We start from the raw sequence: 25,929 nt of genomic DNA on the forward strand, positions 1-25,929 counted from the left end.
TTTCCTTATTTTTTAAATGTATGGAAGTATATAAATAAAGTGTAAGTTATGTATTAGTTCTATAATCTTCTATTTTATATGTAAATGTTGATGTTTAATGAGTATTAGATTATAATTCTATCCCTTTGGAATAGTTTTATTCCATAATGATTAAAAAATAGTTTCTCATGTAATTTAGTAATATAACTAAATAATATTAAGTTAAATAAAATAGAGTTTCACAATAAAAGGAAAAATTTAAATGAATAAACTATTACAAATACCTTTTATAATAGCTTTTTCAATATTTTTAATTGGATGCAGTTTACAAAATACAAGTCAAGTATCTCCAAATAATAAAAATGAAGATTTGCAAAAACAAATAAAAGAAAATATCAATAGTAAGTATTGTAATAAATATAAAAAAGTAGTGAATTATGCAGCAAGTTATATTGAAAAAGAGTTTGAAGATGGATATTTTTCAAAAAATGATATAGTTGGAGCAAAAGCACAACTTTTTTTAATAGAAAGTAGTTCTCCTACAGTTTTTGCAAAAAATATAAATATAGCAAATGATTCTTATAATTCAAATTATGAATTAGCTAAAAAGAGTAATTGTGACTTAAGTGAATTCTCGTCTAATCCACTTGTAAAATTAAAAAACAGTATAAAAATACTTGAAGAGAAAAAGGATAAAAAATGATTTTTTTTAAATCTTTGATTATTCTATTTTTATTTTTGGCAACAAGTTTATTTGCTCAAACAAAAGAAGTAGATAAGTTACTTGAAAAAGTAAATCAAGCTTCAACACCTCAAGAAAAAAAAGAATTAATAGAAAAACTAAAAAAAGAATTGGCTACTAAAAATATAAAAGCAAGACAAGAATCTGATGCAATTATAAAAGCAAAAGAAAAAATGCCTAACGAACTTTTTGATGAAAAAGCAATAGAACAATGAGTAAAAAACTAAAAATCTTACTTCTTGAAGATGATGAAATCCTAGCTCAAACTATGGTGCAAATTTTAGAACAAGAAAACTATGCTGTAACTTTAGTGAGTGATGGGGAAGAGGTTTTAGAATATACCTATGATAATAAGTATGACCTTTATTTATTTGATGTAAATGTTCCTTTGCTTGATGGAATGGAGACATTAAAGCTTTTAAGAGAAGCCCAAGATTCTACTCCTACTTTTTTTATTACAGCAAAGATTGATATCAAATCGACTCTAAAAGGTTTTGATTATGGTTGTGATGATTATATTAAAAAGCCATTTGATTTAGATGAACTTTTAGCCCGTATTCAAGCAACTTTAAAAAGAAAAAATCCAGTTGTTCAATACAAAGATATTACTTTTGATTTACTTGAAAGTAGGGTTATAAAAGATAATGTTGAAGTAACACTTGGAAGTGTTGAAAAAGATATTTTCTCTTTACTTATGCGAAATATCGGTATGACTGTTGATAAGTCATCATTTTTTGATTGTATGAATAGACCAAGTGAACCAGCACTTCGAGTTTTGATTAGTAAATTAAAAAAAGTTTTAGATTTAGAAATAAGTAATATCAAAGGTATAGGATATAGACTTGAAAAATTATGAGAAAAAATCACTTCTTACTACGATTGCTCTATTTTTCATACCTTTATTAATACTTGCTAGTATTGTTTTGTATATGTATCAAGTGGATAAAATAAAAGATATAGAACAAAATATCTTATACCAAATGAAAGATTATACCTTTGATTTCAAAGGTGATAAGTTTTCACTAGATATTGTACAAGATGATAAACAAAAAAAACTTTTCAAAATCTACCATTATGAAGAGGGACTTTGTGCTTATTTCCAAATCCCAACAACTGGACCTTATCTTTTAAAAGTTATTTATGACAAAAAAAAGTATGAAAAAGTTTATCAAGATTTTTTGATAAAAATTTTCAAGTTTTCAATAATAGTATCTTTTTCTCTTCTTTTTCTTTCTGTTGGTTTTGCTATGTATTCACTAAGACCTATGAAAGAAGCTTTGCGTCTTTTGGAAGATTTTTTAAAAGACTTAATCCATGATTTAAATACTCCTGCAACTTCTATTTTACTAAACTCTAAATTATTAAGAAGAAGAGGGGATTTTGAAGAGATTGAGAGAATAGAACTTAGTGCTAAAAGTATCTCTTCTTTGTATAAAAATTTAGAACTAATAACTCCAAATGAAATGGCAAAAAGTGAAGATGTTTCATTAGAGGAACTTGTCAATGCCAAAATTGAGATTTTGCATAAGTTATACCCTAAAATCAAATTTAACAAAAATATGGAAAATCTAATAATAAAAAGTAATAAAAATGCCCTTGATCGTATCATTGATAATTTATTAACCAATGCTTGTAAATATAACAAAAAAAATGGGGAAGTAAGCATAAGTACAAAAAACCAAAAACTTATAATAGAAGATACAGGAATAGGCATTAAAGATGTAAAAAAAGTATTTCAAAGATATTATAAAGAGAATGAGACAGGACTTGGTATTGGTATGAGTATTGTAAAACAGCTTTGTGATATTTTGGATATAAATATAAATATAACTAGTGTGATTGATAAGGGTACAAAGATAGAACTTATTTTTAAATAGGTTGAGTAAAAATCATCTTTGAAAAACTCAAAGATGATTTTTACTACTTAAAGAACTTTCGATATTTTTAGTTTAGTATTAATAATTTGCTGAGCGGTAATAAGGTCTTCTTGCCCCATTGATGAAAGCCTTGCATCAAGTTTCTTCAATAGTTGGCTTCTTTCATTTAAATTAGTAGCTGTATTGATTTTATCTACTAATACATTTACATCATTAATTCCAGCAGCGAATAATCCCGTTGCCCCTAATATTGCAAAAATTGCTATTTGTTTACCTAACTTCATATTTCACTCCTTTTTTTAAAGATGTGAAAGTATATAAATAAAGTGTTAGTTAAGTGTAAGTTTTATCTTGAAAGGCTAATTCCAAAACTAATTCTATTTACTTCTTTGTTATAATCAATTAAACTATCCCCATAACCACTAGATAACTGAACAAATCCAAAGGTATTTTTTGAACCCCATAATGGGAAACTCCAATTGAATTGTGCAAAACCCTTATTAGAATCATCAAATTTTAGATTATTTCTAAGCAATAGTTTAAATGTGTGTGTTTTATATGGTAAATAAAAAGTTAAATCTCCATATCCAAGATAATCTTCTATATCAGGGTTATCATCATCTGAATCATCAGGAATTCTATACCAAACTCTTGGACTAAAAAACAAGCTTGAAAATTGGAAATAACTTTGAGCATATAATCGATTCCATGATCTAGAATCTTCTTTCCCTTGTCCATTTGATTCATGTAAAAAACCAAATTTAAGTGATTTTAAATATGTTTTACCTTTTTTCCCATAAGGGATTGTAACAAAAACTTCAGGTCTATAATTTGTCTCCCTAAAAGGAGAAGATTCAGAATATAATTGCCACCATGAAGTTTGGGTATATCCAAAGTTAATACTCTCTTTTAAACCAAAGAAGTTATAAGTAATAGGTTTTTTTACACTTAATTGAAATACAGTTTCTACATGTTTTCTATCTTTATTAGATTTTGAAGTATAAGAAAATGGCAAAAGATAGTTTTCATCATAAGGATAAAGGTCAAAAGAAGAGGCTAAAATTTGAGATAGAGTATTGTTTGTCTCTTTGTCTTCAATTGGATTTAATACTTTTTTAGTTGCTTTTACTTCTGCTAGTTTATCTTTATCTATAAATAAAGTAGCTTCATCTGTTTTTGTTTGAGCATCTAAAGTAGATACTTTTTTTTGCCCATTTTTTGCTATTTGTTTATATATAAGCATAGCTTCTTTGTAGTTATGCTCATCTTCGTATTTTTTAGCTTTTGCATATAGCTCATCATTGTTTTCATTTGCAAAAATTGTTGTTATTAAAAATATAAGTATAAATATTTGTCTCATTTGTCTTCCTATAAAAATATTTGTTATGTTAGCGTAATTTTTATTTAATTTATAACTTCACATAAATTCCAACGAGAAAAATCATATAATATAAAGTGTTGTTTGTCATACATACATACAGATACTTTATTTAAAGGTATTTCTTTTAAATTTTGAGAAGCTGTGATTCTTATCTCATATAAAAACTTAGTATCTGTTATCTTTTGACAAAACATTTTGTTTTTACCTTTCATCAAACTCCAAATATACAAACCATCATCACTAAAGAAACTTTTTGCACCTTCTAGTTTGATTTTTGTTTTTTCCCATTTAAATATATTATTTTGATTTTCCTCTTTTTCATCACTATTAGAAAAAGAGTTTAATAGTTTTTTAAATATGTTAGTTTTACTTGAAGGGCTTACTAAATCCATATTTTCACTATAATGATAACTTGTGAGTAAAGTATAAGGATGTTCTCCTCTTAGTTGCCTATTTATACTACTTCCTTCAACTATGCACCAAATTTTATCATGACTATATGTACACTCATGTAAATAAATATAAGAGGGACTACGCTCATTTATTCCTAGCATGTCTATGATTTCAGGTTCGTTTATTTCTTTATAAATGTTTAGCATTTGACAAGTTGATTTTTTTATTTTTAGTATGCTTAAAGCTCTGCCTTCTTTTTTAGCAGGGGTATATAAATGTACTAATAAAGTATCATCATTTATAGCTATTACATTTGAATAATCGGGAATTCTTAAAAATTCATCTTTTGTTAAATGTTTTAAATCATCAGGATTACTCATCTCATAATAAATAGGATTAGAATTTTCATATAAAGGCATAAATGTGACACCTTGGAGTGTAAGTACAGCTATTCCCTCTCTCCACGCACAGTAAACCAAAGAGTTATCTTTGATTGTCAAGCTATTTATTGTATTGTTTGTGTCTAAACAAAAAATATCAAGTCTTGATTCTTTTTTTTCTTTATTATATATTTTAAGGACTACTTTGGTTTTATTGATAAATGATATATTATCTAAAGACTCTTCTTTTGTTAGTTCAAATTCTTTTATTATTTTTGTTTTTTTTAAAGTAGGTTCTTCATAAGCCATACCTTTTTTTATAAGCTTTTGTATCAGTGGGTCTTTTTTGTTGTATTTCACTTTTGCAGGATATTCTACGCTTTTAATAAGTTCTGTACTCAATTCAAAGTTATCAAGTAAATAATTTGTAAATTCATGTGAAGTAGTACTTCCTAAGAAAGAGTAATCAAATAGTTTTTCATAATCAAAAACAGCTCCAGCTGAAATCCAATCTTTCACATACTCAAGTGCAGAATCCCTAGATAGATTTTTTAATATAATTTCATCTTCAATAACTAAAGGTGCATCTTGTAAATATTTTTTAATCATTTTAAGAAGTGAAGTGAAATCATAATTTCTACCATCTTTTACTTTCATAAATGTAAGTAAAAATATATCATTATCATTTATAAGTTGATTGTTTCTAAGATATTCAAGTCCTTCAATATCATCTTTTTCCCACAAGATTGTGATATATTGATAATATGGTTCAGTCAGATTTAGCTTTTTTAATTCTTCTAGGTCTTTGACTTTTATCATTTTTAAAAATATTTTTTTATCTTCATTACTTATTTTAGTCATCTTATTTAATAAATCCTTTTTATGACTTTTATACTATCTAAAATATTATTAGAAAATTATGCACTATATTTGTAAAGCACTTATTTTATATTTTTAAAAAAAATGATATAATCGCCACAATTAAAGAAAAAGGTATTTTTATGTTAGTTGCCCCCTCGATACTATCAGCTGATTTTGGTAAATTAAATGAAGAGATTACTGCAATCTGTGATGGTGGTTGTGATTTGATTCATGTGGATGTTATGGATGGTCATTTTGTACCAAATATGACTTTAGGACCAGTTGTTGTAACTCCTGTTGCAAAGATTGCTACAAAACCACTTGATGTACATTTGATGGTAGAAAACAATACATTTTTTGTGGATTTATTTGCTCCACTTAAACCTGAATATATCTCATTTCACATAGAAAGTGAAAAACACCCACATAGACTTATACAAAAAATAAGAGACTATGGAATAAAACCAGCAATCGTACTAAACCCACACTCGACTCCTGAATCAATAGAATACTTACTTGAAGATTTAGATATGGTTTTACTAATGTCAGTAAACCCAGGATTTGGTGGACAAAAGTTTATTACAAGTGTTGTTGAAAAAAGTAAAAAACTAAAAGAGCTTATAAATAAAAGAAATCCAAACTGTCTAATTGAAGTAGATGGTGGAGTAAATGATAAAAATATCCATGAATTAAAAGCTGCGGGAGTTGATGTTGTTGTAGCTGGTTCTTTTGTATTTTCACAGGATGATTACTCAAAAGCAATAAAATCTCTTCAGGTGTAATATGAAAGTAAAAATTTGCGGTATAACAAATCTAGAAGATGCCCTTGATGCGATAAATGCAGGAGCTGATGCTTTAGGATTTGTATTTTATGAGCCAAGTCCTAGATATATAAGGCCAATTGATGCTAAAAAAATAGTTGAACAACTTCCTCCTTTTGTGCAAACAGTAGGGCTTTTTGTAAATGAGTCATCAAAACATATAAATGACATCTGTAAAGTTGCACATATGCAATTGGCACAAATAATAGATGATGAAGATACCACAGAGTTTGATAACCTTGAAGTAACATACATAAAAGTTGAAAGAATAGAATCAAAAGAAGACTTAGAAGACTTAGAAGATAATTTCAAATTAGTAGATGCCTTTGTTCCAGGCTTTGGAGGAGAGGGTAAAAGAATAGCCCTTGATTGGTTTAAGGGACTTGATTGTTCTAAAATAATACTTGCAGGTGGATTAAAAGCTGAAAATCTAAAAGAGCTAGAAGGTCTTGGCTTTTATGGAGTAGATGTTAGTAGTGGAGTAGAACAAAGCAAAGGGAAAAAAGATAATCAAAAAATGATTGACTTTGTAAAAGTAGCCCATGAAATCTAAAAAACAAACTCTACCTTCAAACAGTGATATTATCGTATCAAGAATTAAAAAAGGACTAAATACTTTAGATGAGTTATTAACGCTAATTGAGTCTATGAAAAATACTTTTTTTGCTGATGCCAATTTAGAACTAGAACTTCTTTTATCAAATGGTTTCCCCTTAGATATTATTGATGAAAAAGTACTTTTAAAAACAAAAGAAAATCAAATAAAAGACCAAGTTTTTTGTATCGTAGACATTGAAACAAATGGAAGCAATGTAAACAAAGGGCAAGTCATAGAAATAGGTGCAGTAAAACTTAAAAATGGTGAGATAATAGATAGTTATGAATCCCTAGTTTATGCAAAAGATGTACCTCCTTATATCCAAGAAGTGACAAATATAACTCCTAGTATGTTAAAAGATGCGCCAGTATTAAAAACTGTACTTGAAGAGTTTAAGATATTTTTAGAAGATGATGTTTTTGTTGCCCATGATATCAAGTTTGATTATAGATTTATTTCAGAATCATTTAAAAAGTATAACTTAGGTGAACTACACAATAGAAAGCTTTGCACTATTGATTTGTCAAAGAGAACAATAGAAGCTCAAAGATATGGTTTAGACTTTTTAAAAGATTTATTGCATATAGATATAGACACACAACACAGAGCCTATAGTGATGCTTTAAGCACAACTTATATCTTAAAAGAATCACTTTCAAAATTACCAGAGAAAATTCTAACAGCTGAAGATTTGATAGCTTTTTCAAAATCTGATAATATAATCAATAATAAAAATAATAATGCAAAACAAAATAAACAAAACAGACAAAATAAAATAGAAAAGGAAGATTGATGTTTTCACAAGAAAAATACCTAAAAGCTCTAAACTTTGCAGCAAAGGCACATGGAGAACAAAAAACTCCCAAAGGCTTACCTTATATTACCCATCTAGCATCAGTTGCTATGGAGATGATGCATGCCTGTGAACAAGGTAATGTAAAACTTGAAGATGCAGATTTTGCAATACAAGTTGCTCTATTACATGATGTATTAGAAGATACAAATGCAACTATTAGTGAACTAATAGAAGAGTTTGGAGATGAAATTGCAAGTGGCGTTGAAGCCTTAACAAAAGACCCATCAATTGAGTCTAAAAAACAACAAATGGCTGAAAATATAAATAGATTACTAACCCAAAGCTACGCAGTACAATGTGTAAAATTAGCAGATAGAATCACAAACTTACAAAAACCACCAGAATCTTGGGATAATGAGAAAATCTATAACTATTTTCAAGAATCAAAGTTTATTTTGAGCTGTTTGAAAAATGCGAATCCGTTTTTATCGAAGAGATTGGAAGATAAGATTAACATCTACAGAACCTACATAAAATAAAAACTCAGCTTTTTGCCCAACTCTGCGTTCGGCTGCAATATTAATTGCAGTCACTTACTTTAGTAAGCTCCTTTATTAATATTTTGTCTGCCTTGATTTGAACAAAAATCTGAGTTTTATGTAATAATTTTTTAATGAATAGATTTTGTTATTTATTTAAATATAAAATGATAATTAAGATAATTTATATATAATAATTATATGTAAATGATAGGAATGTTAATTGATTTATCTTATATTATTTTTTATTTTAATGGTAGTTATTGTTATAAAAATAGAGCAAAAAATAATTGCATCAAAGTATTTAATTAAAAAGGTACATAAATATAGACATCAAGCTCGAACTGAAAGAATTGAGAGAAGAAAAGAGATAGAAGAGTATAAAAAAAGTTTAACTCATAAATACTATGTAGATAAAAAGTTAAAAGACCCTGAGCTACAAAAAATGATTGATATAAATAAATCATACTCTTTAGATAAATTTCGTTTTGAATCTAGAATTATATTCTATTTTGTAATTGCTTCATTTTTATTTGGAGTAGTTTTCACACTATTTAATTTGTATACTGAATCAAGCTTAGATTTCTTTGTTCCTTTTTTTAAAAAATTATTTAAAGTGTTGTACAAAAATTTTTATTTGCATACTTTTAATCCTCAATCATATATGATTTGTTTTTCATGGATTGCAATTTTTTCTATTTTTGTCTTTGTTTTTTTACTTATTTACAGTTTAAATAATAAAAGAAGTTTTTATTTTAGAATAAAATATAAAAATATTAATTTAAAAGAAAAAATATATTCTTTTTTCTTTTTCATTTTCATCTTTATTTTCATTTATTATCTCTTTAATGAAACTCACTTACATCGTTCTAAATATAAAGATAGTGCAATTTTTATATATTTATATTCCTTTCCTTTTGGTTTTCTTGGACAAGCATTTTTATTAAGTGCTATTTGGACAAGTGTTTTTGCACAATTTTTAATTATGAAACTTTTATTTTCTGATTTTTTAACTTATATAAAAAATATAAAAGAAGATTCAAAAAAGACCTCTAAAATGGAGAATAGATTTTGAAAATATATCAAAAAAAACTTTTATTAATATTCTCAATAATTATAATTTTTATTGTTGGACTTTATTTAGTTCATTATAAACGGTATGTAATAAATGCTCCTAAAACTCATATTGAAGCTAGAAAAGATTATGTAAATGCATTAACAATTCATTTCTTTTACTCAATGCTTGTAAAAGCAGGAATAGATTATAAAAATCCAATAATAGCACCAATTAAAAATGCTAGAGATTATTTTTATAAAAGAGGAATATCTAAATTATCACCAATTGATAGTGAGCGTACTATCTGGTTTCATGTTTTTGAAATGATGCCTTATAATTTAAGTTCTGGAGGATATGGGAATATGCTTAAGAAACATGGGAAAGAGTATGGTTATAAATTTTTGGATGATACTTTTAAATATATTGTTTTACTAGCGGATAATGACCCTATCGATAAGTCATTTAAAGATAATAAATATATAGTACAAGCTTTTTTTGATTTACTAGATGTTTATACAACAGAATTAAAAGTAGATTTAGAAAATGAAACAATATCAAAAAAAAATATTAAACTCTTGCTAAAAGAGAAAAGTTTTTTTAATAACTTTCTTAGTTTATATGAAAAAAGAAATTTTTTTTTAAAAGAGCATAATGTAAATAACTTTCTTAGAAAAAATTATAATAATTTTTATGGTGATTATCATAGATTTTATAATAATAGTTTGTATATATCAAGTATGATTTTATTTTATAAGATAAAAAATAATCTTTTTCAATGTGAAAACGATAAAAAATATTTTAGAGATATTTTTATTTCTAAAAAAAAGATTAGAGAATATGTTAATGAAATTAATAGTTCAGCTAGTAGAAGAAAAGGAAAGGAAATTTTATTTCAAAGACTTAAAATTCCAAATACAAGATATGACAAAAAATATTCTGATAATCCATTTAAGATGTATGTGAATTGTAATTATGATGATATTTTTATTAAAGAGGGAAATTAGGAGTAGTTAATGAGTGCAAATGAAAAACTTTATATTGAGAAAGTAGAGGTTGATAGTATTAATATGTACTTTATATTAATGCTAAATACGAAGTAGTATGAGAAGATTATTTATATATATATTTAATAAGTTAAAATTAAAATATTTTATTTTAGTATTTTTAGCTTTTATTTTAATTCAAATTTCTTTTCTTTATATTACAAGTACTATTCAAATATCTACTAATGAGTTTCCTTTAAGTAAATCTCCAAATCCTAAAGCATCAGAACATTTTATAAAAGCAATGGAATATCGTAATTATATATCTAAGCTTCATAATTTTGTAGATTATGACAACTTTTTAATGACTCCTCTATTAAATAAAATGCAAGAAGAATATGAAACTGGAACTAAACTACTTCCAAAAACATCATCAGAAGATGTCTATTGGTATGTAATTCTTTTTCGAGGTATTCATGGTATAGGTGGATATCCTGATAGAAAAGATATGTCCTTATCTTATAAAAATATATATACCAAAGAGGAATATGAACAACACTATAAAGAGATAGTAAACAAGATTAAAAGATTAGCAACAGATGATTTTAGTTTTGATGTACCAAGAATCACACAATATAAATATGAGTTTATGACTAATTTGATAGGTGAGGTTATGTCTTTATTAGGTGAATATACAACAGAAGATAAAAAAGCTTTTTTAAATAAAGAGTACCTACAAAATTTAAATGATATTAATACAAATTATCATGTTTTTTCCAAAAAATATTTACCTCTTGCTAATAAACAAAATGAAAATATAGTTAATGATATTTATATGAAAATAAGACTTTCTACATATATTCTAACTTTTAAAATACAACAAACACGAAAAGCAAATTGTGATGATATAGAGTATGTAAACTTGATAAAAAATATAAAAGTAATAAAACAGATGAGTTTAAACTCAAAATACAAAAATCAAACTTTTTATTATGAATCTATATTTGATAGAGAAGAATGGGCATATAGTAAATTACAAGTAAGTGAAAAGTATTGCCCTAGATTAAAAAAAGATACAGAAGAAGTAATAAAATACTTTAATGCGAAAATGAAAAATCTATATAAATAATTAATCAAGAAATAATAGTATTAGATGGAATATCGCTTATATATTATAAATTTCTACCTTTATAAAAATGATACTTAGCTAAAGGTAGAAATCAAAGTATCAGCCAGACACTTGTCTAGCATACTCCAAGCCCAAATCAAAGGCTTTGTTATTTATCTCGTGTACTTTTGCTGGTACTTTTGAGAGCATTGTTTCTCTTAATATTTTGTTGTCTATACTTTCTCCTGTCATGAAGTTAGCAATTGCTAGGGCTAGGACTGATTGGGTTATTACATTTCCTACTTCTTCTTTTGCTATTGTGATGATTGGGATTTCGTAGATTTTCCATCTTTTTTTATCTTCTTGGGTAGGTTTTACTAGGTTTGGCTCTACTACTATTACTCCACCTTCTTTTACTCCATTTTTAAATTGGTCGTATGAAACTTGGGCAACTGATAGCATGAAGTCTATCTCTCCATCATTTGCGTATGGGTAGAGTATTTCTTTGTCATCTAGTGTTATATCAACAACTGTTGCTCCTCCTCTTACTTGTGAGGTATATGTGGCAGTTTTTAGACCGTATCCACCTGCATTGATTTTTGCAGCTGCGAAGATTGCTCCTGCTAGTAAAACTCCTTGACCACCAACACCTGTAAATCTCATCAATATTTTACTCATATTAGTTCCTTAAAATTCAACAGCAGTTTTGTTTTTTTGAGCTGTTTTTACTTTTTCATATTGGTCTGTGTACTCTTTGGCATCTTCATCTTGTTTTAAAATACCTGTTGGAAATTTTCCAACTTTTTCTTCATCACTTAGTTTTTCAAATTTATTTTTTGGAACTGTTATCTCTTTTATCCAATCAAGATTTGCCATAGCTGAGTTCATTTTATTTTTTCTTCCTAAGTTTATGTGGCAGTTTGAAAAGATATCAAAAAAGCTATATCCATTATGACTTAGACCATTTTTTAGTAGTCTTTCTAGTTTTTTAGGCTCTGTTACACTCTCCCTTGCTACAAAAGAAGCTCCAGCTCCAATTGCAAGTTTACAAGGATCAAAAGTAGGGTCGATATTTCCTCTTTTCATAGTAACTGTCCACATTCCTTGGGGAGTTGTTGGACTTGTTTGTGAGTTTGTAAGACCATAGATGAAGTTATTTACAACTATGTGATTTATATCTATATTTCTTCTACATCCGTGAATTGTGTGATTACCACCAATTGCAAGACCATCTCCATCACCTGTTACACAAATCACATGTTTGTCTGGATTTGCCATTTTGATACCTGTGGCATAAGCTATTGCTCTTCCATGAGTAGTGTGAACTGTATTGCAGTTCATATAAGAAGAAAATCTTCCAGAACAACCAATTCCTGATACTACACATACATCATTCATATCCCAACCAAGTTCATCAATAGCTCTAATTAAGGCTTTTAAAATAACACCATCACCACAACCCCAACACCATAAAGTTGGCATTTTATTTATTCGTAAATATTTATCATAATTAAAAGCCATCTTACATTCCTTTGATTTTTTTGATTATTTCAAGTGGTGCTATTGGTCTACCATTTGCTTTAAACAAAGTTTCAAAATCCAATCTTTGGCTTGCTCTTTGTATCTCTTGAATATATTGTCCAAGGTTTAGTTCACAAACTAATACTTTATCAAATCTATCACATAACTCTTTGATTTTTTTAGCTGGACTTGGCCAAAGTGTTATTGGTCTAAATAGTCCTACTTTTATACCTTCATCTCTTAATCTATTTATTGCTTCTTTTGCTGAAAGTGACAAAGAACCATAAGCTATAATCATAATATCCGCATCATCTAACATATACTCTTCATATGATTCTATTTCATCCATATGGGCATTTACTTTATTAAATAATCGCTCTATTAGATTTTCACACATTGTTTCATCTTCAGTTGGATGTCCATTGAAGTCATGATGAAGTCCAGTGTAGTGATATTTGTATCCTTTAAACATAGGATTTAAAACTGCTGGTTGATCAGAAGCTGCATTGTATGGTTCATAATCTTCTGGTTTGCCATCAAAAGTTTTTCTATAGAAGATACTCTTTTTTATCTCTTCAAGTGTAGGAACAATCGCTTTCCCACTCATGTGTCCAATTGTTTCATCTAGTAACACAAATACAGGTTGCATAAATCTATCAGCTAGATTAAATGCCCGAACTGTCTCAGTATAACACTCAGATAAATTTCCTGCACATAAAGTAATAGAGTTATAATCCCCATGCGTAGGATTTTTTGCTTGTAAAATATCGCCTTGTGCCACACGAGTAGGAAGTCCAGTTGATGGTCCTCCTCTCATAACATTTATGATTACAAGGGGAACTTCTGCTATAAATCCAAGACCAATATTTTCAGCCTTTAGTGAAATACCTGGTCCACTTGTGGCTGTTAGTGATTTTTTACCACTCATTGAAGCACCTAGTGCTGCACAAATCCCTGCAATCTCATCTTCCATTTGGATAGCTGCACCTCCAGAGGCTGGAAGCAAATCTGAAAGTGTATGCATAACTTCACTTGAGGGAGTAATAGGATATCCAGAAAAAAACTCACATCCTGCATCAACAGATGCAATAGCTGCAAGTTCATTTCCTGTACATATTAGTTCTCTTGCCATTATTAATCCTTGATTCTGTAATTGTTTTCTTTTAGTATTCTAGCTCGTTGTTTTGATTCTTCTGTTAGTTTGGCAAACTTGTACTCATGTTTAGTAGCTACACTTATTGCAAAATCAGGACAAGCATATTCACAATCACCGCATCCAATACATGACTCTTTTGATATGATTCTAACCTTTGAACCAAGTGTCGAAGTAGAATCATATGTCATAGCAAGAACGCCTGCTGGACAAACAGAAGCACAGAGGTCACACGCCTTACACCTTTTTGCATCAATCCAAACTGGTGTATTAAGTGGAGTTTCCATTGAAGTCATTTTATCTCCTTTTATTTTCATTAAATAAAAATATTAAAATATATATTAAAATGGTATCTAATATAGGCTAAATATATTATATAAACAATTGTGATTTTACTTCAAAGCATTATTAGAGAGTTTTTAGTACAATACAAAAAAATAAAAAAGGCTTTATTTGCTTCTATATCAACCACAAGATGGCTATTGTTACAATAGTGATACTCACTTTTTACATCATTTTATAAATACAAATTTAAAAATCTTTAAAAACATAAAAGGTGAACTCTTAGACATAGGAAGTGGAAGTGGGATATTGGGACTTTTAGTTGCAAGAGATAATCCAAGATTAAATTTAAATCAATGCGAAGTTCAGGATAAATTTCAAGAATTGACAAAGATAAATTCTAAAAACAATAAAATAGAATCAAGAATATACAAAGGAAAATATCAAGATATTAGTTTTGATAAAACTTTTGATATTTGTGTTTCAAATCCACCTTTTTATCATACAAATGTTGTAAAAACAGAAAATGAAAATATAAAAATAGCAAGATATAATGACTCTATGCCTTTGGTTGATTTTATATCAAAAACTTCAAAAGTATTAAATCAAAACGGTAAGTTTTTCTTCTGTTATGATGTTAAGCAGTTAAATGATATTATGCACCTTTTAAATGAGTATAAGTTAAATATCGAGTCGATGCAGTTTGTGCATCCAAAGCTTGGAAAAGATGCTACTTTAGTATTGATTTATGCAAGAAAAAATTCAAAATCTTTGATGCGAATATTAAGTCCGCTTATTGTATTTGATGAAAAAGATTTTACTAAAGAGGTTCAAGATATTTATAAAGTATCTTCAACACACAGTATAAAAGTTGATATATGAATGAAATAATAAAACAAGATGATTTTCCCTATGGTTTTAATCCAAAAGCTTGTGATACTTGCGCAGGAAACTGTTGCATAGGTGAGAGCGGTTATATTTGGATAAATAAAACCGAACAAGAAGATTTGGCAAAACTTTTAAATATAGAAGTAGATGAGTTAGTATATAAGTTTTTAAGAAAAGTAGGGTATAAGTATACAATCAATGAAAAAAGATTGGCTGAAAATAATTATGCTTGTGTCTTTTTTGATTTGGAAAAAAGACAGTGTTCTGTGTATGAAGCAAGACCAAAACAGTGTAGAACTTTCCCTTTTTGGGATTATTTTAAAACAAGAATTAATGAGGTAAAAGAAGAGTGTCCAGCTATAAAAGATATTTAATAATATTTATTTTTCTAAGTTCTTTGTTTGCAAAAGAAGTAGATAAAGATTTTAATGAAGATTTATATATTGTATATGCCTTAGAATATGAAAGACAAGGTAATACAAATCAAGCTAGATTTTTGTATGAAAAATTATATGACAATACTAATAACTATGAATATTATATAAGATATTTAAGAGCATCTTTGGCAACAGGTCATTTTAAAGATATTGTAAAAAAAGTACAAAATCATCTTGGCGATAATGTAAAAGAACAAGAGCTTATTTTAAGAATATATTGTGTTTCATTACTTAATCTAAATCAAACAGACAAAGCCTTAGAAGTGGCACAAAAACTTTTAACTAAATATAAAAGTGCTCTAAACTATGAAGTTTTGGCAAATGTTTATTTTGTAAAAAAAGATTATACAAAAGCAGCTTCGTATTTTGAAACTTCATATTCTATGAATAATAGTTCAAATACACTTCTTAATCTTGTAAATATTTTATATGCGTATTTAAATAAAAAGCCAGAAGCTTTAGCTTATCTTGAAACACATGTTAGACTATTTGGTTGTGATTCAAATATTTGTTCAAAATTGATATCTATTTATCAAGAACAAAATAATGTAGATGGAATTATTTCAGTTTTAAAAAGATCATATCAAACATATAAAAATGAAGACAACGAAGATATGGCTAATAAAACATATAAAGTTTTAATCTCATACTTAGAGAAGAAAGATATAAATGAAGCAATTTTATTTCTAGAAAAAGAAAAATTAGATGATGTAAAACTAGTGAGTTTGTACAAAAGAACTGACCAACCACTAAAAGCCCTTAAGTTAGTGCGAAAACTATATAAACAAGATGGCAATGTTGATTTATTGGCTCAAATTGCTATTTTAGAGTTTGAAACAGCAGCAGATAAAAGAAAAGTTTTAGACAATGTTATTAAAAAATTTAATGAAGTACTAACTGTTTTAGATAATCATGTTTATCAAAACTATTTAGGTTATATTTTAATTGATTACAATGTTGACATAAAAAAAGGTCTTGCTTATGTTGAGGAAGCTTTAAAGAAAGCTCCAAATAATATAGCTTATATTGATTCAAAAGCTTGGGGAAATTACAAATTGAAAAATTGTAAAATTGCTTATAAACTTATGAAAAAAGTAGTTGATGAAGTAGGGCTTAGTGATAGTGAGATTAGAATGCATTGGAAGAAAATTAAGGAGTGTAGTAAAAAATGATTTTAGATGAGATAAATAAGAGAACTTTAGAAGATGTACAAAGAAGGAAAAAAGAGATACCTTTAGAATTATTAGGAAGAAGTTTAAGTTCTAATCCATATGCTCCAAGAGATGTAAAACCATATCTTACATCAACTAAAGAAGAACCAATTAGAATCATTGCTGAAGTTAAAAAAGCAAGTCCTAGTAAGGGAGTTATTAAAGAAGACTTTGATCCAGTATTTATTGCTCAAGAGTATTCAAAAAATGGAGCAAATGCTATTTCTGTTTTAACTGAACCTCACTATTTCCAAGGAAATTTAGAGTACCTAACACAAATAAGAAGATATGTTCCAACACCACTTCTTAGAAAAGATTTTATTTTAGATAAGTATCAAATCGTGGAAGCTTTAGTTTATGGCGCAGATTTTATACTTCTTATTGCAAAAAGTTTATCTACTAAAGATTTAAAAGAGTTATATGAATACGCACTTCACTTAGGACTAGAAGTATTAGTTGAAGTTCATGATAAAGAAGATTTAACAAAAGCTATGAAATGTGGAGCACATATTGTAGGAATAAATCATAGAAATCTTGAAACGATGGAGATGGATATGAGTCTTTGTGAAAAACTAATACCTATGATTCCAAATGGAAAAATTATCGTTGCAGAAAGTGGAGTAAGTAGTACTGAAATAATAAAAAATCTAAGCGAAATAGGTGCAGATGCTTTTCTAATAGGTGAACATTTTATGAGAGTTCCAAGTATAGAAGAAGAGTTGAAAAAGTTTAAAAACTCACTAAACTAACATGATTTATGAAATTATTCTATTTTCTCTATTAGCTGGTTCTACAGTTTTTATTGGTGGTTTGATTTCATACTATTTTGAAAATAGAGTACATAATAAAGAGCTAAAAGAGCTTATTATTCACTACTTAATAGCTTTTTCAACAGGAATAATGCTTTCTGCCATCTCTTTTGTTTTAGTCCCTGATGGGATGTTAGAATTGCCTGTTTTATTAAGTACTTCACTTTTTATTTTAGGTGGACTTTCTTTTTTCTTTTTTGATAAGTTAATTGAAAAGAACAGATATAAAATACCACAAGTAATAGCTATGTTATTGGATTTTATTCCAGAATCTATAGCTTTAGGTGCTGTATTTGTTTATAACCATAAAGTTGGAGTTTTACTCTCTATTTTTATAGCCTTACAAAACTTACCAGAATCATTTAATTCATATACTGAGCTAAAAAAACTAAAACACTCATCTTATAAAGCACTTTTTATACTATTTATTTTAAGTTTTGTTGGACTCATCTTTTCCCTATTAGGTTATGTATTTTTAGAAGATAAGATTTTGATTACTTCTTCTTTGATGCTTTTTTCAGCGGGTGGAATTATGTATATTATCTTTCAAGATATTGCACCATTATTGCAATATAAAAAAAGAAAATTAATTGCTATTGGTGTAAACTTTGGATTTATAATTGGCATGTTAGGTGAATCTATAATATAAGTAAAACTTATAGATTTTTTAACATTAAATTAACAATAAACTCTTATAATTAACCTTATTTAAATACATAGGGTTTTTTATGAATAAAATATTAGTTTTAACAATTTCTACTATTATCTTATTTTTTGCATATGGAATATTTGAAAATATGACAAAAAATGATCCTAAAAGTAAAAGGGTAGAGTGCCAAGAAAAAACTGTAACTTTTGAATCAATTTATTCACCTGGAAAAATATCACTTGCTAAAGATTTACTCCTATCAGATAATTATATAACCAAATCAGAGATAAATTATTCAGTTTTTATGCCTTCTATTTTAAAAGAATTCTATGATATAAAAAAAGCAGATTCTATTTTAAAAAAAAATATTCCCAAAGAAAAAACAGTAAACACAGATAAAAAAGTTGTAATTGACTATTATATTTTGGAAAATGATAAAAAAGATAAAAATAAAAAAGGCTCAAAATCTAATTTTTTTGCAGGATATTTAGTATTTGAATTTAAAATTGATAAAAAAATAGTTTACAAAATACAAACAGATTATATGGATGAAGATGGTAGTGATATAGAAGAGAGAATGAAGTGTGTTATAAAATCATTTCTAAGTATAAAAAATAAGAAAATGTAACTCAAGTCTATTTAAATAGACTTGAACCTACTCGAATCATATTTGAACCACATGCAATAGCTAATTCAAAATCCCCACTCATCCCCATAGAACAATATTTTGCTCCAAATGGTGCTAACTCATCAAAGATTTTCTTAGTTGTTTCAAAAGATTTTTTTACAATTTCTTCTTCTTCAACATGAGCTCCGATACTCATTACACCTTTTAGATTTATATTTGCACATGTATCAATTATATTTTTATAAACTTCAATTGCCTCTTCTGGCATAACGCCAGCTTTTGATTCTTCATAAGCTGAGTTTATTTGAAGTAGGGCATTTATTTTTTTATTTTTTGCTTCTAATTTTTTGTTAAGTTCAATTGCTAATTCTAAAGAGTCAATTGATTGAATCAATGTTGGATTTAAATCAATCAAATTATTGATTTTATTTTTTTGAAGTCTTCCCACAAAATGCCATTCTAATGGTAACTCCTCAAGTTTTTCCATTTTGTCTTTTAAATCTTGTACTTTGTTCTCACCATAAGCTCTTTGACCTGCATCATATAAAGTTGCTACTTCTTCTGATAGGCTATATTTACTAATAGCTATGATTTTTACTATATGATGATGAGAGACTTGAAGTCTTGCAGCTTCAACTCTTTCTATTAATTTGTCTAAATTTTCTACAGCTAACTGTTTTGTTAACATCTATTCTCCTACTTTAATAATCTAGAGATATCGTTATAAATACCCAAAAGCATAAGTGAACCAAGAATTACCCATCCTACAACTGTCAAGTACATAAACACTTTATCACTTGGTTTTCTTCTTGCTATTATTTCATAAAGGTTAAACATAATATGTCCACCATCAAGGGCTGGTATTGGAAGAAGGTTTAAAACTCCTAAATTCACTGAGATAAGAGCTGTAATTGTTAATAATGCAATGATACTTGATTGACTTGCATCTGAGATTACTTTTCCTATTGTTATTACTCCACCAACTTCACTACTTGGAATTACACCTTGGATTAGTTTTTGAACACCTTTAAAAATCATTTTTGATGACTCTACTGTTGAGTCATAGGCAAAACCTAGTGCTTCAATTGGTGATAAATCTAATTTCACTACTTTAGGTGCAGGGGCAATACCTATCATTCTTTTTTTGATTTTTTCTTTAAATATATTTTCACTATCACTTATATGTGGGTTTATGATTCTTGTAATAACTGCACCATCTCTTTTAATATAAAATTGAAGAGCACCTTTTGACTGTACAATATATTTTCCAACTTCATTCCACTGTTTTACATCTGTATTATTTATTCTTAAAATTTCATCATTTACTTTTAATCCAGCTTTTGCAGCAGGTGAATTAGCTACAACTTGACCAATTGTTGGACTTAAAGCATTTGCTCCAATAATTGCAATTGCAAAATATAAAATAGCTGCAAGAATAAAGTTAGCAAATGGACCAGCAAAAAGTATTATTATTCTTTGCCAAGGTTTTTTGTTATTGTATGAATCATTTCCAGCTTCTACAAGTCCTGGTTTAGTATCATCTTGACCTTTCATTTTTACATAACCACCAAGTGGTATTAATGCAAATTGCCAAGATGTTCCCATCCACTGTTTAGAATAAAGTTTTTTTCCAAAACCTATTGAGAATACTTCAACTTTTATTCCAAAGTATCGTGCTGCCAAAAAGTGTCCTAATTCATGGAAAAATACCAAAAATGAAAGAACAAGTAAAAAAGTTATAGTACCCACAAATATCCTTTAGTTTTTAAAATAGTCTCTTATATATTCATATCCTGAATATAGTGTTAATATAACTGCAAACCAAAGTAATTCAGTTCCAAAAGGCCAATTCATAATTAAAAAACCAATAGCTATCATTTGAACTACAGTTTTTATTTTTCCTGCCATTGTTGAAGCTACATCTTTACCTTCACCAATTGCAACAACTCTAAGTCCTGTTATAAAGAATTCCCTTGAAAGTATTAAAAATATAGCCCAGGCACTTGCTCTATTTATAGCTACAAGTCCTATGAAACCTGAAAGCATAAGCATTTTATCTGCAAGTGGATCTAATATACCACCAAGTTTTGTTATTTGATTCCAAGATCTTGCTATATATCCATCAAAAAAGTCAGTAACTGAAGCTATCACAAAAATAAGTCCAGCAAAATAATCTAGCCAAGAGGGATGCCAAGTAGAAAAAATGGCACTATCCCTATCAACTAAAAACCATAACATTAATGGTGCTAATGCTATTCTTAAAAGTGCTAAGGCATTAGGCAGATTTAATTTTTTTGTCATTATCTAAAAGTTGTCCCACCATCTACGATTAGAGTATGACCTGTAATCCATGATGCATCATTAGTACATAAGAAATAACATGATTGTGCTAAATCTTCTGGTTGACCAATTCTATTTAGTGGAGAGTATTCAGCAGTTTTTGCTTTTACTTCTTCATAGTTTGTAAATGCTTTAAGTGCATCTGTATCAATTGGACCACCAGAAACTGCATTTACTCTAATACCATATTCACCAAGTTCATTTGCAGCATATCTAACCATAGCTTCAACTGCTGCTTTATTTGTACCATGACCTGCATAGTTTTCGATATATACTAAGTTTCCTGTACTACTTAAACTAACAATTGCTCCACCACCAATTTGTTGCATTCTTTTTGCAGCTTGTTGTGCACCACAAACAAAGGCATTTACTGTTGCTGTATAGATATTATTTAATCCTCTTGGTTTTAGTTTCATAAATTTACCATATCCACCAACAACTGCTCGTCCATAAATCATAGCATTTGAGATAAAGAAATCAACTCTATCAAAATCTTTGTCGATTTCTAAAAATAGTTCTTTATATTTTTCTGGTTCTAAGATATTAAAAGGATATGCTTTACATTTTACACCATATTTTTCTTCAACATCTTTACAAATATCTTCTGCAAATTGTTGATTTGAATTATATGTAAAAGCAACATTGATACCATTACTTGCAAACTTATAAACACACTCTTTACCAATACCTTTTGTTCCACCAGAAATTACTAATGTTTTTCCCTTCATCTCACTACTCATTATTTTATTACCTCATAATTTTTAATTATTTCTTCAATTTTTTTCATATTTTCTAAGCTTGGTTTTGTAAGTGGTAATCTATACTCTAAAGTATCCATTAATCCTGCAATATACATAGCCGCTTTTATTGGTATTGGATTGTTTTCACAAAACATAATTTTATTTAGTGCATATAGTTCATTATTTATAGCTCTTCCTGTTTCATAATCACCTTCAAATACTGATTTTACTAATCTACTTTTGTAATTAGGAAGTAAATTTGCAGTAACTGAAATAATACCTTTCCCACCATTTGCAAGCATAGGAAAATCAATAAGATCATCACCAGAAACTACACAAAAGTCAGCTCTTTTTGCATTTAATTCAATTGCTCGCTCTAGACTTCCTGTTGCTTCTTTGATTGCATAGATATTTTTAATATCATCAAATAATCTAATTGCAGTATCTGCTTCAATATCAACTCCAGTTCTTCCTGGAACATTATAAAGCATAACTGGAATTTCAACAGACTCGGCAATTGCTTTGTAGTGTTGATAAAGTCCCTCTTGCATAGGTTTGTTATAATATGGAGCAACAGATAATATTCCATCAGCTCCAACATTTTGTGCATGTTTTGCTATATCACAAGCTTCATGTGTAGCATTAGAACCAGCTCCTGCTATAACTTTTACATTTGTTCCTTTACAAACTGAAACTGCAATTTCAATACACTCTTTATGTTCATTATGTGATAAAGTTGCACTTTCTCCTGTCGTTCCAACAGGAACAACTGCATCTATTCCTTGAGCTATTTGTCTTTTGATTAAATATTCATAGCAAACAGCATCAACTCTTCCATTTTTAAATGGAGTGATTAATGCTGTCATTGCCCCGGTAATTATATTCATTTACTTCCTTTATACTTTTACTATATCTTCTGGTAATTTGATTCCAGTATCTACATTTACTGTATGTTTTGAAAATTTTTCTAAGTATTCCCAAAAACTTTTTTTTGCTTCTTCTGAAATTTTAACATCTTTTAGTACTTCTTGCATACAACCAAGCCATTCTGTTCTTGCTTTTTCAGTTATTGAAAAAGGTTCATGGGCTTTCATCATATCAAAGTGACCAACTTCTTCTGAATAATACTTTGGACCGCCACAAGCTTCTATAAAAAACTTTACATTATGTGCTTTGACTTTTGCTAACTCTTTTTCATCTTGAGGAAAAAAATTAGAGATGTCACTTTCCACTAATAAGTCATAAAACTTATTAAAAAGCTCAACTAAGCCCTTTTCTCCTAATTCTTTGTAAAACAAAGGCTTAGGTAACTCAAAATGAGGCTTTTCTCCAAAGGTTGTTTTACTTATCTTGTAATCCATCCTTGCCATCCTTTCTTAAAATTAAAGTTGTTGAATTATCTTTTTGTAGATATTTTTTTGCAACTTTTACAATATCTTTTATTTTTAAGTTTTGAATGTTTTCTTCATATGAAAATAGAGGTTTAATATTATCTTTGACAAAATAACTTCCATACAATGAAGCTACAGAACTAGAGCTTTCAAGTGAAAAAATAAAATCAGCTTTTGTATTTATTTTTATCTTTTCTAAATTTTCTTGCGAAATTTTTCCCTCTTTTATCTCTTTTATTATCTCTAATATCTCTTTTTCAACATCTTGGGCTTTTACACCTTCATTACATGATGCAATAAACATGAATAGTCCAGGATCTTTTAATTCCACATTATAAGCATATATAGAGTTTACTAATCTTTTTTCATCTACAAGTCTTTTTTCTAAAATAGAACTTTTACCAGAACTTAATAGTTCACTAAGAGCTGATAGGGCTATTTGATCTTTATGTTCGAAGTTAGGTATATGGTATGCCATAGCTAATAATTCAACTTGTGAATCTCTATTTATTATAATTCTTTTTGCTCCATCTTGTTTTGGCTCAACTGTATAAACTTTTGATGGAATATCTTTTTTATTTTTTATGTCTTTGAAATATTTTTTAACTAACTTAAAAGCATTCTCTTTAGATATATCTCCTGCAAGAACTACAATTGCATTTTTTGGTTGATAATATGTACTATGAAAGTCTCTAATATCTTTTATTGTCCAATTTTTAATATCATCAGTAAAACCAATTGGCGTCCAATGATATGGATGATAAATATATGCATTATTAAAAAGTCTGTATTGCAAATATCCCATTGGATTATTATCTGTTCTCCATCTTCTCTCTTCTGCTACTACATCTCTTTCAGGTTGGAATTCTTTATCTTTTAATGTTAAATTTTCCATTAAATCTGCAAAAAGTTTTAATGATTTACCCATGTTTTTTGAACTTGACTTTATATAATAGTGTGTAAAATCAAACGAAGTTGAGGCATTATTTACTCCTCCAAATCCTTTTACTATTTCATCAAACTCACCAGCTTTTAGGTTTTTTGTTGATTTGAAATTTAAGTGTTCAAGCATATGTGCTATTCCACTTTTCCCCATTACTTCATTTCTACTTCCAACTTTATAAAAAATGTCTGTTGAAACAACATTTGAACCATTTTCCATAGGTATTACAACTATTTGTAATCCATTGTCTAAAGTTTTTGTAAAATATTTTGGTAAACTATTACTCATTAATTCTCCTGCGAATATAAATAGAAGTGAGAATTGTATCAATATCAATTTAATCACTTATTAACCCTCTTTATTATTTTAAATCAGCACCAATTGCTTGATTTATATTTGAAAAACCATCTTCATCAAGAAGTTTTAAAATTCCTTCATTTATTTTTCTAACCATTGCTGGACCTTCAAAAATCATACCAGAATATACTTGGATAAGTGAAGCACCTGCTTTGATTCTTCTGTAAGCATCTTCTGGTGTTGAAATACCACCCACAGATACTAAAATTGTTTTTCCAAATAACTCTTTAGCTATTTCTTTAAATAATTCATATGACTTTTCACTTAAAACAGCACCACTTAGTCCACCAAAGCTTTGGCATCCAGGAAGTAAATCATAATCAATAGTTGTATTTGTGGCAATAATACCAGCAGCTCCTGATTTTATAGCTGTTTTGCATAAATCAACAGCAGTTTTAGCTTCCATATCTGGAGCTATTTTTAAAAATATAGGTTTATTTGTAAGCTTTTTCCCCATCGTAAAAAGTTCTGTTATAAATTTTTCATTTTGTAAATCTCTAAGATTTGGTGTATTTGGACTAGAAATGTTTATAACCAAATAATCACTTATATCTTTAAATTTATTTATTAAAATCTTATAATCACTTAATGCCATATTTTCAGGTGTAGTTTTATTTTTACCAATATTTGCACCCACTGGAATAGTATAAGGAAAAACTTTTCTAAGATTTTTAGCTACATCGTATGAACCCTTATTATTAAATCCCATAGCATTTTGAACTGTTTTTTGTTCTGGATATCTAAACATTCTAGGCTTTGGATTTCCATCTTGTGCTCTTGGCGTCATAGTCCCAATTTCAGTGTAGCCAAAACCTAAAGCCATCATTGATTCTATCATCGTAGCATTTTTGTCAAATCCAGCAGCTAAACCAACAGGATTTTTAAAAGTAATGCCTAAAATATCTTGAGATAATTTATGGTCAAATATAAAATTTTTATTAACCATATAGTTGTTTAAACTTCGGCAATAAGGCAATTTTGTTAGTCCAAATTCAGCAAGATAATGTGCAGTTTCTGGTTGAAATTTAAATAATACTTTTTTTAATGTGTTATAGCTAAACAATT

Annotated in this window: 32 protein-coding genes; 17 read left to right on the forward strand and 15 right to left on the reverse strand. The window is 28.0% G+C overall.

Annotated elements, in window-relative coordinates:
* The first annotated feature begins 241 nt into the window (after positions 1-241).
* From CRU95_RS14615 to CRU95_RS14630, 4 genes are read left to right on the forward strand one after another with little or no spacing between them, the layout of a single operon-like run.
* Positions 242-682 (forward strand): hypothetical protein, encoded by a 441-nt coding sequence (locus tag CRU95_RS14615; RefSeq protein ID WP_129101861.1) that lies wholly within the window; start codon positions 242-244, stop codon positions 680-682.
* The gene (locus CRU95_RS14620; protein WP_129101862.1) at positions 679-936 is read left to right on the forward strand and encodes a hypothetical protein; all 258 of its coding nucleotides are present in this window, start codon (positions 679-681) and stop codon (positions 934-936) included. Before CRU95_RS14615 ends, CRU95_RS14620 begins: the two co-directional genes overlap by 4 nt.
* Positions 933-1,577, forward strand: coding sequence for a response regulator transcription factor (locus CRU95_RS14625; RefSeq protein WP_129101863.1), 645 nt, complete (start codon positions 933-935; stop codon positions 1,575-1,577). The genes CRU95_RS14620 and CRU95_RS14625 overlap by 4 nt, the downstream gene beginning before the upstream one ends.
* Complete coding sequence (locus tag CRU95_RS14630) at positions 1,564-2,598, forward strand: HAMP domain-containing sensor histidine kinase (protein ID WP_129101864.1); 1,035 nt, start codon at positions 1,564-1,566, stop codon at positions 2,596-2,598. The genes CRU95_RS14625 and CRU95_RS14630 overlap by 14 nt, the downstream gene beginning before the upstream one ends.
* A 47-nt stretch (positions 2,599-2,645) precedes the next feature.
* Here the strand turns inward: CRU95_RS14630 and CRU95_RS14635 are convergent, their stop codons facing one another.
* The 3 genes from CRU95_RS14635 to CRU95_RS14645 all read right to left on the reverse strand — a co-directional run bounded on the left by CRU95_RS14635 (position 2,646) and on the right by CRU95_RS14645 (position 5,613).
* Positions 2,646-2,882 carry a restriction endonuclease gene (locus tag CRU95_RS14635; protein ID WP_129101865.1) on the reverse strand — a complete coding sequence of 79 codons (237 nt, stop codon included), beginning with the start codon at positions 2,880-2,882 and terminating at the stop codon, positions 2,646-2,648.
* A 62-nt stretch (positions 2,883-2,944) separates the two neighbouring features.
* The gene (locus CRU95_RS14640; RefSeq protein WP_129101866.1) at positions 2,945-3,958 is read right to left on the reverse strand and encodes a phospholipase A; all 1,014 of its coding nucleotides are present in this window, start codon (positions 3,956-3,958) and stop codon (positions 2,945-2,947) included.
* Between the two features lie 44 nt (positions 3,959-4,002).
* Positions 4,003-5,613 carry a hypothetical protein gene (locus CRU95_RS14645; protein WP_129101867.1) on the reverse strand — a complete coding sequence of 537 codons (1,611 nt, stop codon included), beginning with the start codon at positions 5,611-5,613 and terminating at the stop codon, positions 4,003-4,005.
* Between the two features lie 140 nt (positions 5,614-5,753).
* On the opposite strand from CRU95_RS14645, the gene rpe reads away from it, so the two are divergent.
* From rpe to CRU95_RS14680, 7 genes are all read left to right on the forward strand, one after another.
* Positions 5,754-6,395, forward strand: coding sequence for a ribulose-phosphate 3-epimerase (rpe, locus tag CRU95_RS14650; protein ID WP_129101868.1), 642 nt, complete (start codon positions 5,754-5,756; stop codon positions 6,393-6,395).
* A 1-nt stretch (position 6,396) separates the two neighbouring features.
* Positions 6,397-6,987 carry a phosphoribosylanthranilate isomerase gene (locus CRU95_RS14655; RefSeq protein WP_129101869.1) on the forward strand — a complete coding sequence of 197 codons (591 nt, stop codon included), beginning with the start codon at positions 6,397-6,399 and terminating at the stop codon, positions 6,985-6,987.
* Positions 6,977-7,825, forward strand: coding sequence for a 3'-5' exonuclease (locus CRU95_RS14660; RefSeq protein WP_129101870.1), 849 nt, complete (start codon positions 6,977-6,979; stop codon positions 7,823-7,825). Before CRU95_RS14655 ends, CRU95_RS14660 begins: the two co-directional genes overlap by 11 nt.
* A complete protein-coding gene (locus CRU95_RS14665; RefSeq protein ID WP_129101871.1) occupies positions 7,825-8,367 on the forward strand; it encodes an HD domain-containing protein in 543 nt (180 codons plus the stop codon). The genes CRU95_RS14660 and CRU95_RS14665 overlap by 1 nt, the downstream gene beginning before the upstream one ends.
* A 223-nt stretch (positions 8,368-8,590) precedes the next feature.
* The gene (locus CRU95_RS14670; RefSeq protein ID WP_129101872.1) at positions 8,591-9,442 is read left to right on the forward strand and encodes a hypothetical protein; all 852 of its coding nucleotides are present in this window, start codon (positions 8,591-8,593) and stop codon (positions 9,440-9,442) included.
* Entirely contained in the window at positions 9,439-10,428 is a 990-nt protein-coding gene (locus CRU95_RS14675) for a hypothetical protein (RefSeq protein WP_129101873.1), read from the forward strand. The genes CRU95_RS14670 and CRU95_RS14675 overlap by 4 nt, the downstream gene beginning before the upstream one ends.
* A 97-nt stretch (positions 10,429-10,525) precedes the next feature.
* Positions 10,526-11,536: a hypothetical protein gene (locus tag CRU95_RS14680; RefSeq protein WP_129101874.1), complete on the forward strand. Its 1,011-nt coding sequence runs from the start codon at positions 10,526-10,528 to the stop codon at positions 11,534-11,536.
* A 99-nt stretch (positions 11,537-11,635) separates the two neighbouring features.
* On the opposite strand, the gene CRU95_RS14685 is transcribed toward CRU95_RS14680, so the two are convergent.
* From CRU95_RS14685 to CRU95_RS14700, 4 genes are read right to left on the reverse strand one after another with little or no spacing between them, the layout of a single operon-like run.
* The gene (locus CRU95_RS14685) at positions 11,636-12,193 is read right to left on the reverse strand and encodes a 2-oxoacid:acceptor oxidoreductase family protein (protein WP_129101875.1); all 558 of its coding nucleotides are present in this window, start codon (positions 12,191-12,193) and stop codon (positions 11,636-11,638) included.
* 9 nt (positions 12,194-12,202) lie between these two features.
* Complete coding sequence (locus CRU95_RS14690) at positions 12,203-13,036, reverse strand: 2-oxoglutarate ferredoxin oxidoreductase subunit beta (RefSeq protein ID WP_129101876.1); 834 nt, start codon at positions 13,034-13,036, stop codon at positions 12,203-12,205.
* 1 nt (position 13,037) lies between these two features.
* Positions 13,038-14,168: a 2-oxoglutarate synthase subunit alpha gene (locus CRU95_RS14695; RefSeq protein ID WP_129101877.1), complete on the reverse strand. Its 1,131-nt coding sequence runs from the start codon at positions 14,166-14,168 to the stop codon at positions 13,038-13,040.
* 2 nt (positions 14,169-14,170) lie between these two features.
* Positions 14,171-14,485 carry a 4Fe-4S dicluster domain-containing protein gene (locus CRU95_RS14700; RefSeq protein ID WP_013135938.1) on the reverse strand — a complete coding sequence of 105 codons (315 nt, stop codon included), beginning with the start codon at positions 14,483-14,485 and terminating at the stop codon, positions 14,171-14,173.
* 157 nt (positions 14,486-14,642) lie between these two features.
* Here CRU95_RS14700 and CRU95_RS14705 point away from each other — a divergent pair, with 157 nt between their 5' ends.
* From CRU95_RS14705 to CRU95_RS14730, 6 genes are all read left to right on the forward strand, one after another.
* Positions 14,643-15,353, forward strand: a complete 711-nt coding sequence (locus CRU95_RS14705) for a tRNA1(Val) (adenine(37)-N6)-methyltransferase (protein ID WP_129101878.1) — start codon at positions 14,643-14,645, stop codon at positions 15,351-15,353.
* On the forward strand, positions 15,350-15,733 hold the full coding sequence (locus CRU95_RS14710) for a YkgJ family cysteine cluster protein (protein WP_129101879.1): 384 nt from the start codon (positions 15,350-15,352) through the stop codon (positions 15,731-15,733). Before CRU95_RS14705 ends, CRU95_RS14710 begins: the two co-directional genes overlap by 4 nt.
* A complete protein-coding gene (locus CRU95_RS14715; RefSeq protein WP_129101880.1) occupies positions 15,709-16,968 on the forward strand; it encodes a hypothetical protein in 1,260 nt (419 codons plus the stop codon). Before CRU95_RS14710 ends, CRU95_RS14715 begins: the two co-directional genes overlap by 25 nt.
* On the forward strand, positions 16,965-17,756 hold the full coding sequence (trpC, locus tag CRU95_RS14720; RefSeq protein ID WP_129101881.1) for an indole-3-glycerol phosphate synthase TrpC: 792 nt from the start codon (positions 16,965-16,967) through the stop codon (positions 17,754-17,756). Before CRU95_RS14715 ends, trpC begins: the two co-directional genes overlap by 4 nt.
* A 1-nt stretch (position 17,757) precedes the next feature.
* A complete protein-coding gene (locus tag CRU95_RS14725; protein WP_129101882.1) occupies positions 17,758-18,465 on the forward strand; it encodes a ZIP family metal transporter in 708 nt (235 codons plus the stop codon).
* A 79-nt stretch (positions 18,466-18,544) separates the two neighbouring features.
* The gene (locus CRU95_RS14730) at positions 18,545-19,093 is read left to right on the forward strand and encodes a hypothetical protein (RefSeq protein ID WP_258238733.1); all 549 of its coding nucleotides are present in this window, start codon (positions 18,545-18,547) and stop codon (positions 19,091-19,093) included.
* 7 nt (positions 19,094-19,100) lie between these two features.
* Here CRU95_RS14730 and CRU95_RS14735 read toward each other — a convergent pair whose 3' ends face one another.
* The 8 genes from CRU95_RS14735 to CRU95_RS14770 all read right to left on the reverse strand — a co-directional run bounded on the left by CRU95_RS14735 (position 19,101) and on the right by CRU95_RS14770 (position 25,927).
* A complete protein-coding gene (locus CRU95_RS14735) occupies positions 19,101-19,781 on the reverse strand; it encodes a YggS family pyridoxal phosphate-dependent enzyme (RefSeq protein ID WP_129101883.1) in 681 nt (226 codons plus the stop codon).
* Positions 19,782-19,789: 8 nt separating this feature from the next.
* The gene (gene rseP, locus CRU95_RS14740; RefSeq protein WP_129101884.1) at positions 19,790-20,842 is read right to left on the reverse strand and encodes an RIP metalloprotease RseP; all 1,053 of its coding nucleotides are present in this window, start codon (positions 20,840-20,842) and stop codon (positions 19,790-19,792) included.
* A 9-nt stretch (positions 20,843-20,851) separates the two neighbouring features.
* On the reverse strand, positions 20,852-21,394 hold the full coding sequence (pgsA, locus tag CRU95_RS14745) for a CDP-diacylglycerol--glycerol-3-phosphate 3-phosphatidyltransferase (protein ID WP_129101885.1): 543 nt from the start codon (positions 21,392-21,394) through the stop codon (positions 20,852-20,854).
* Entirely contained in the window at positions 21,394-22,173 is a 780-nt protein-coding gene (locus CRU95_RS14750) for an enoyl-ACP reductase (protein ID WP_129101886.1), read from the reverse strand. Before CRU95_RS14750 ends, pgsA begins: the two co-directional genes overlap by 1 nt.
* A complete protein-coding gene (gene dapA / locus CRU95_RS14755) occupies positions 22,173-23,060 on the reverse strand; it encodes a 4-hydroxy-tetrahydrodipicolinate synthase (RefSeq protein ID WP_129101887.1) in 888 nt (295 codons plus the stop codon). Before dapA ends, CRU95_RS14750 begins: the two co-directional genes overlap by 1 nt.
* 9 nt (positions 23,061-23,069) lie before the next feature.
* Positions 23,070-23,534 carry a globin gene (locus CRU95_RS14760; protein ID WP_129101888.1) on the reverse strand — a complete coding sequence of 155 codons (465 nt, stop codon included), beginning with the start codon at positions 23,532-23,534 and terminating at the stop codon, positions 23,070-23,072.
* Positions 23,515-24,795 (reverse strand): pitrilysin family protein, encoded by a 1,281-nt coding sequence (locus tag CRU95_RS14765; protein WP_258238734.1) that lies wholly within the window; start codon positions 24,793-24,795, stop codon positions 23,515-23,517. Before CRU95_RS14765 ends, CRU95_RS14760 begins: the two co-directional genes overlap by 20 nt.
* A gap of 73 nt (positions 24,796-24,868) precedes the next feature.
* Positions 24,869-25,927, reverse strand: coding sequence for a quinone-dependent dihydroorotate dehydrogenase (locus CRU95_RS14770; RefSeq protein WP_129101889.1), 1,059 nt, complete (start codon positions 25,925-25,927; stop codon positions 24,869-24,871).
* Positions 25,928-25,929 lie beyond the last annotated feature (2 nt).

Origin of the sequence: Arcobacter sp. F2176 (assembly GCF_004116465.1) — a bacterium.
Classification (GTDB): domain Bacteria; phylum Campylobacterota; class Campylobacteria; order Campylobacterales; family Arcobacteraceae; genus Arcobacter; species Arcobacter siniprincipis.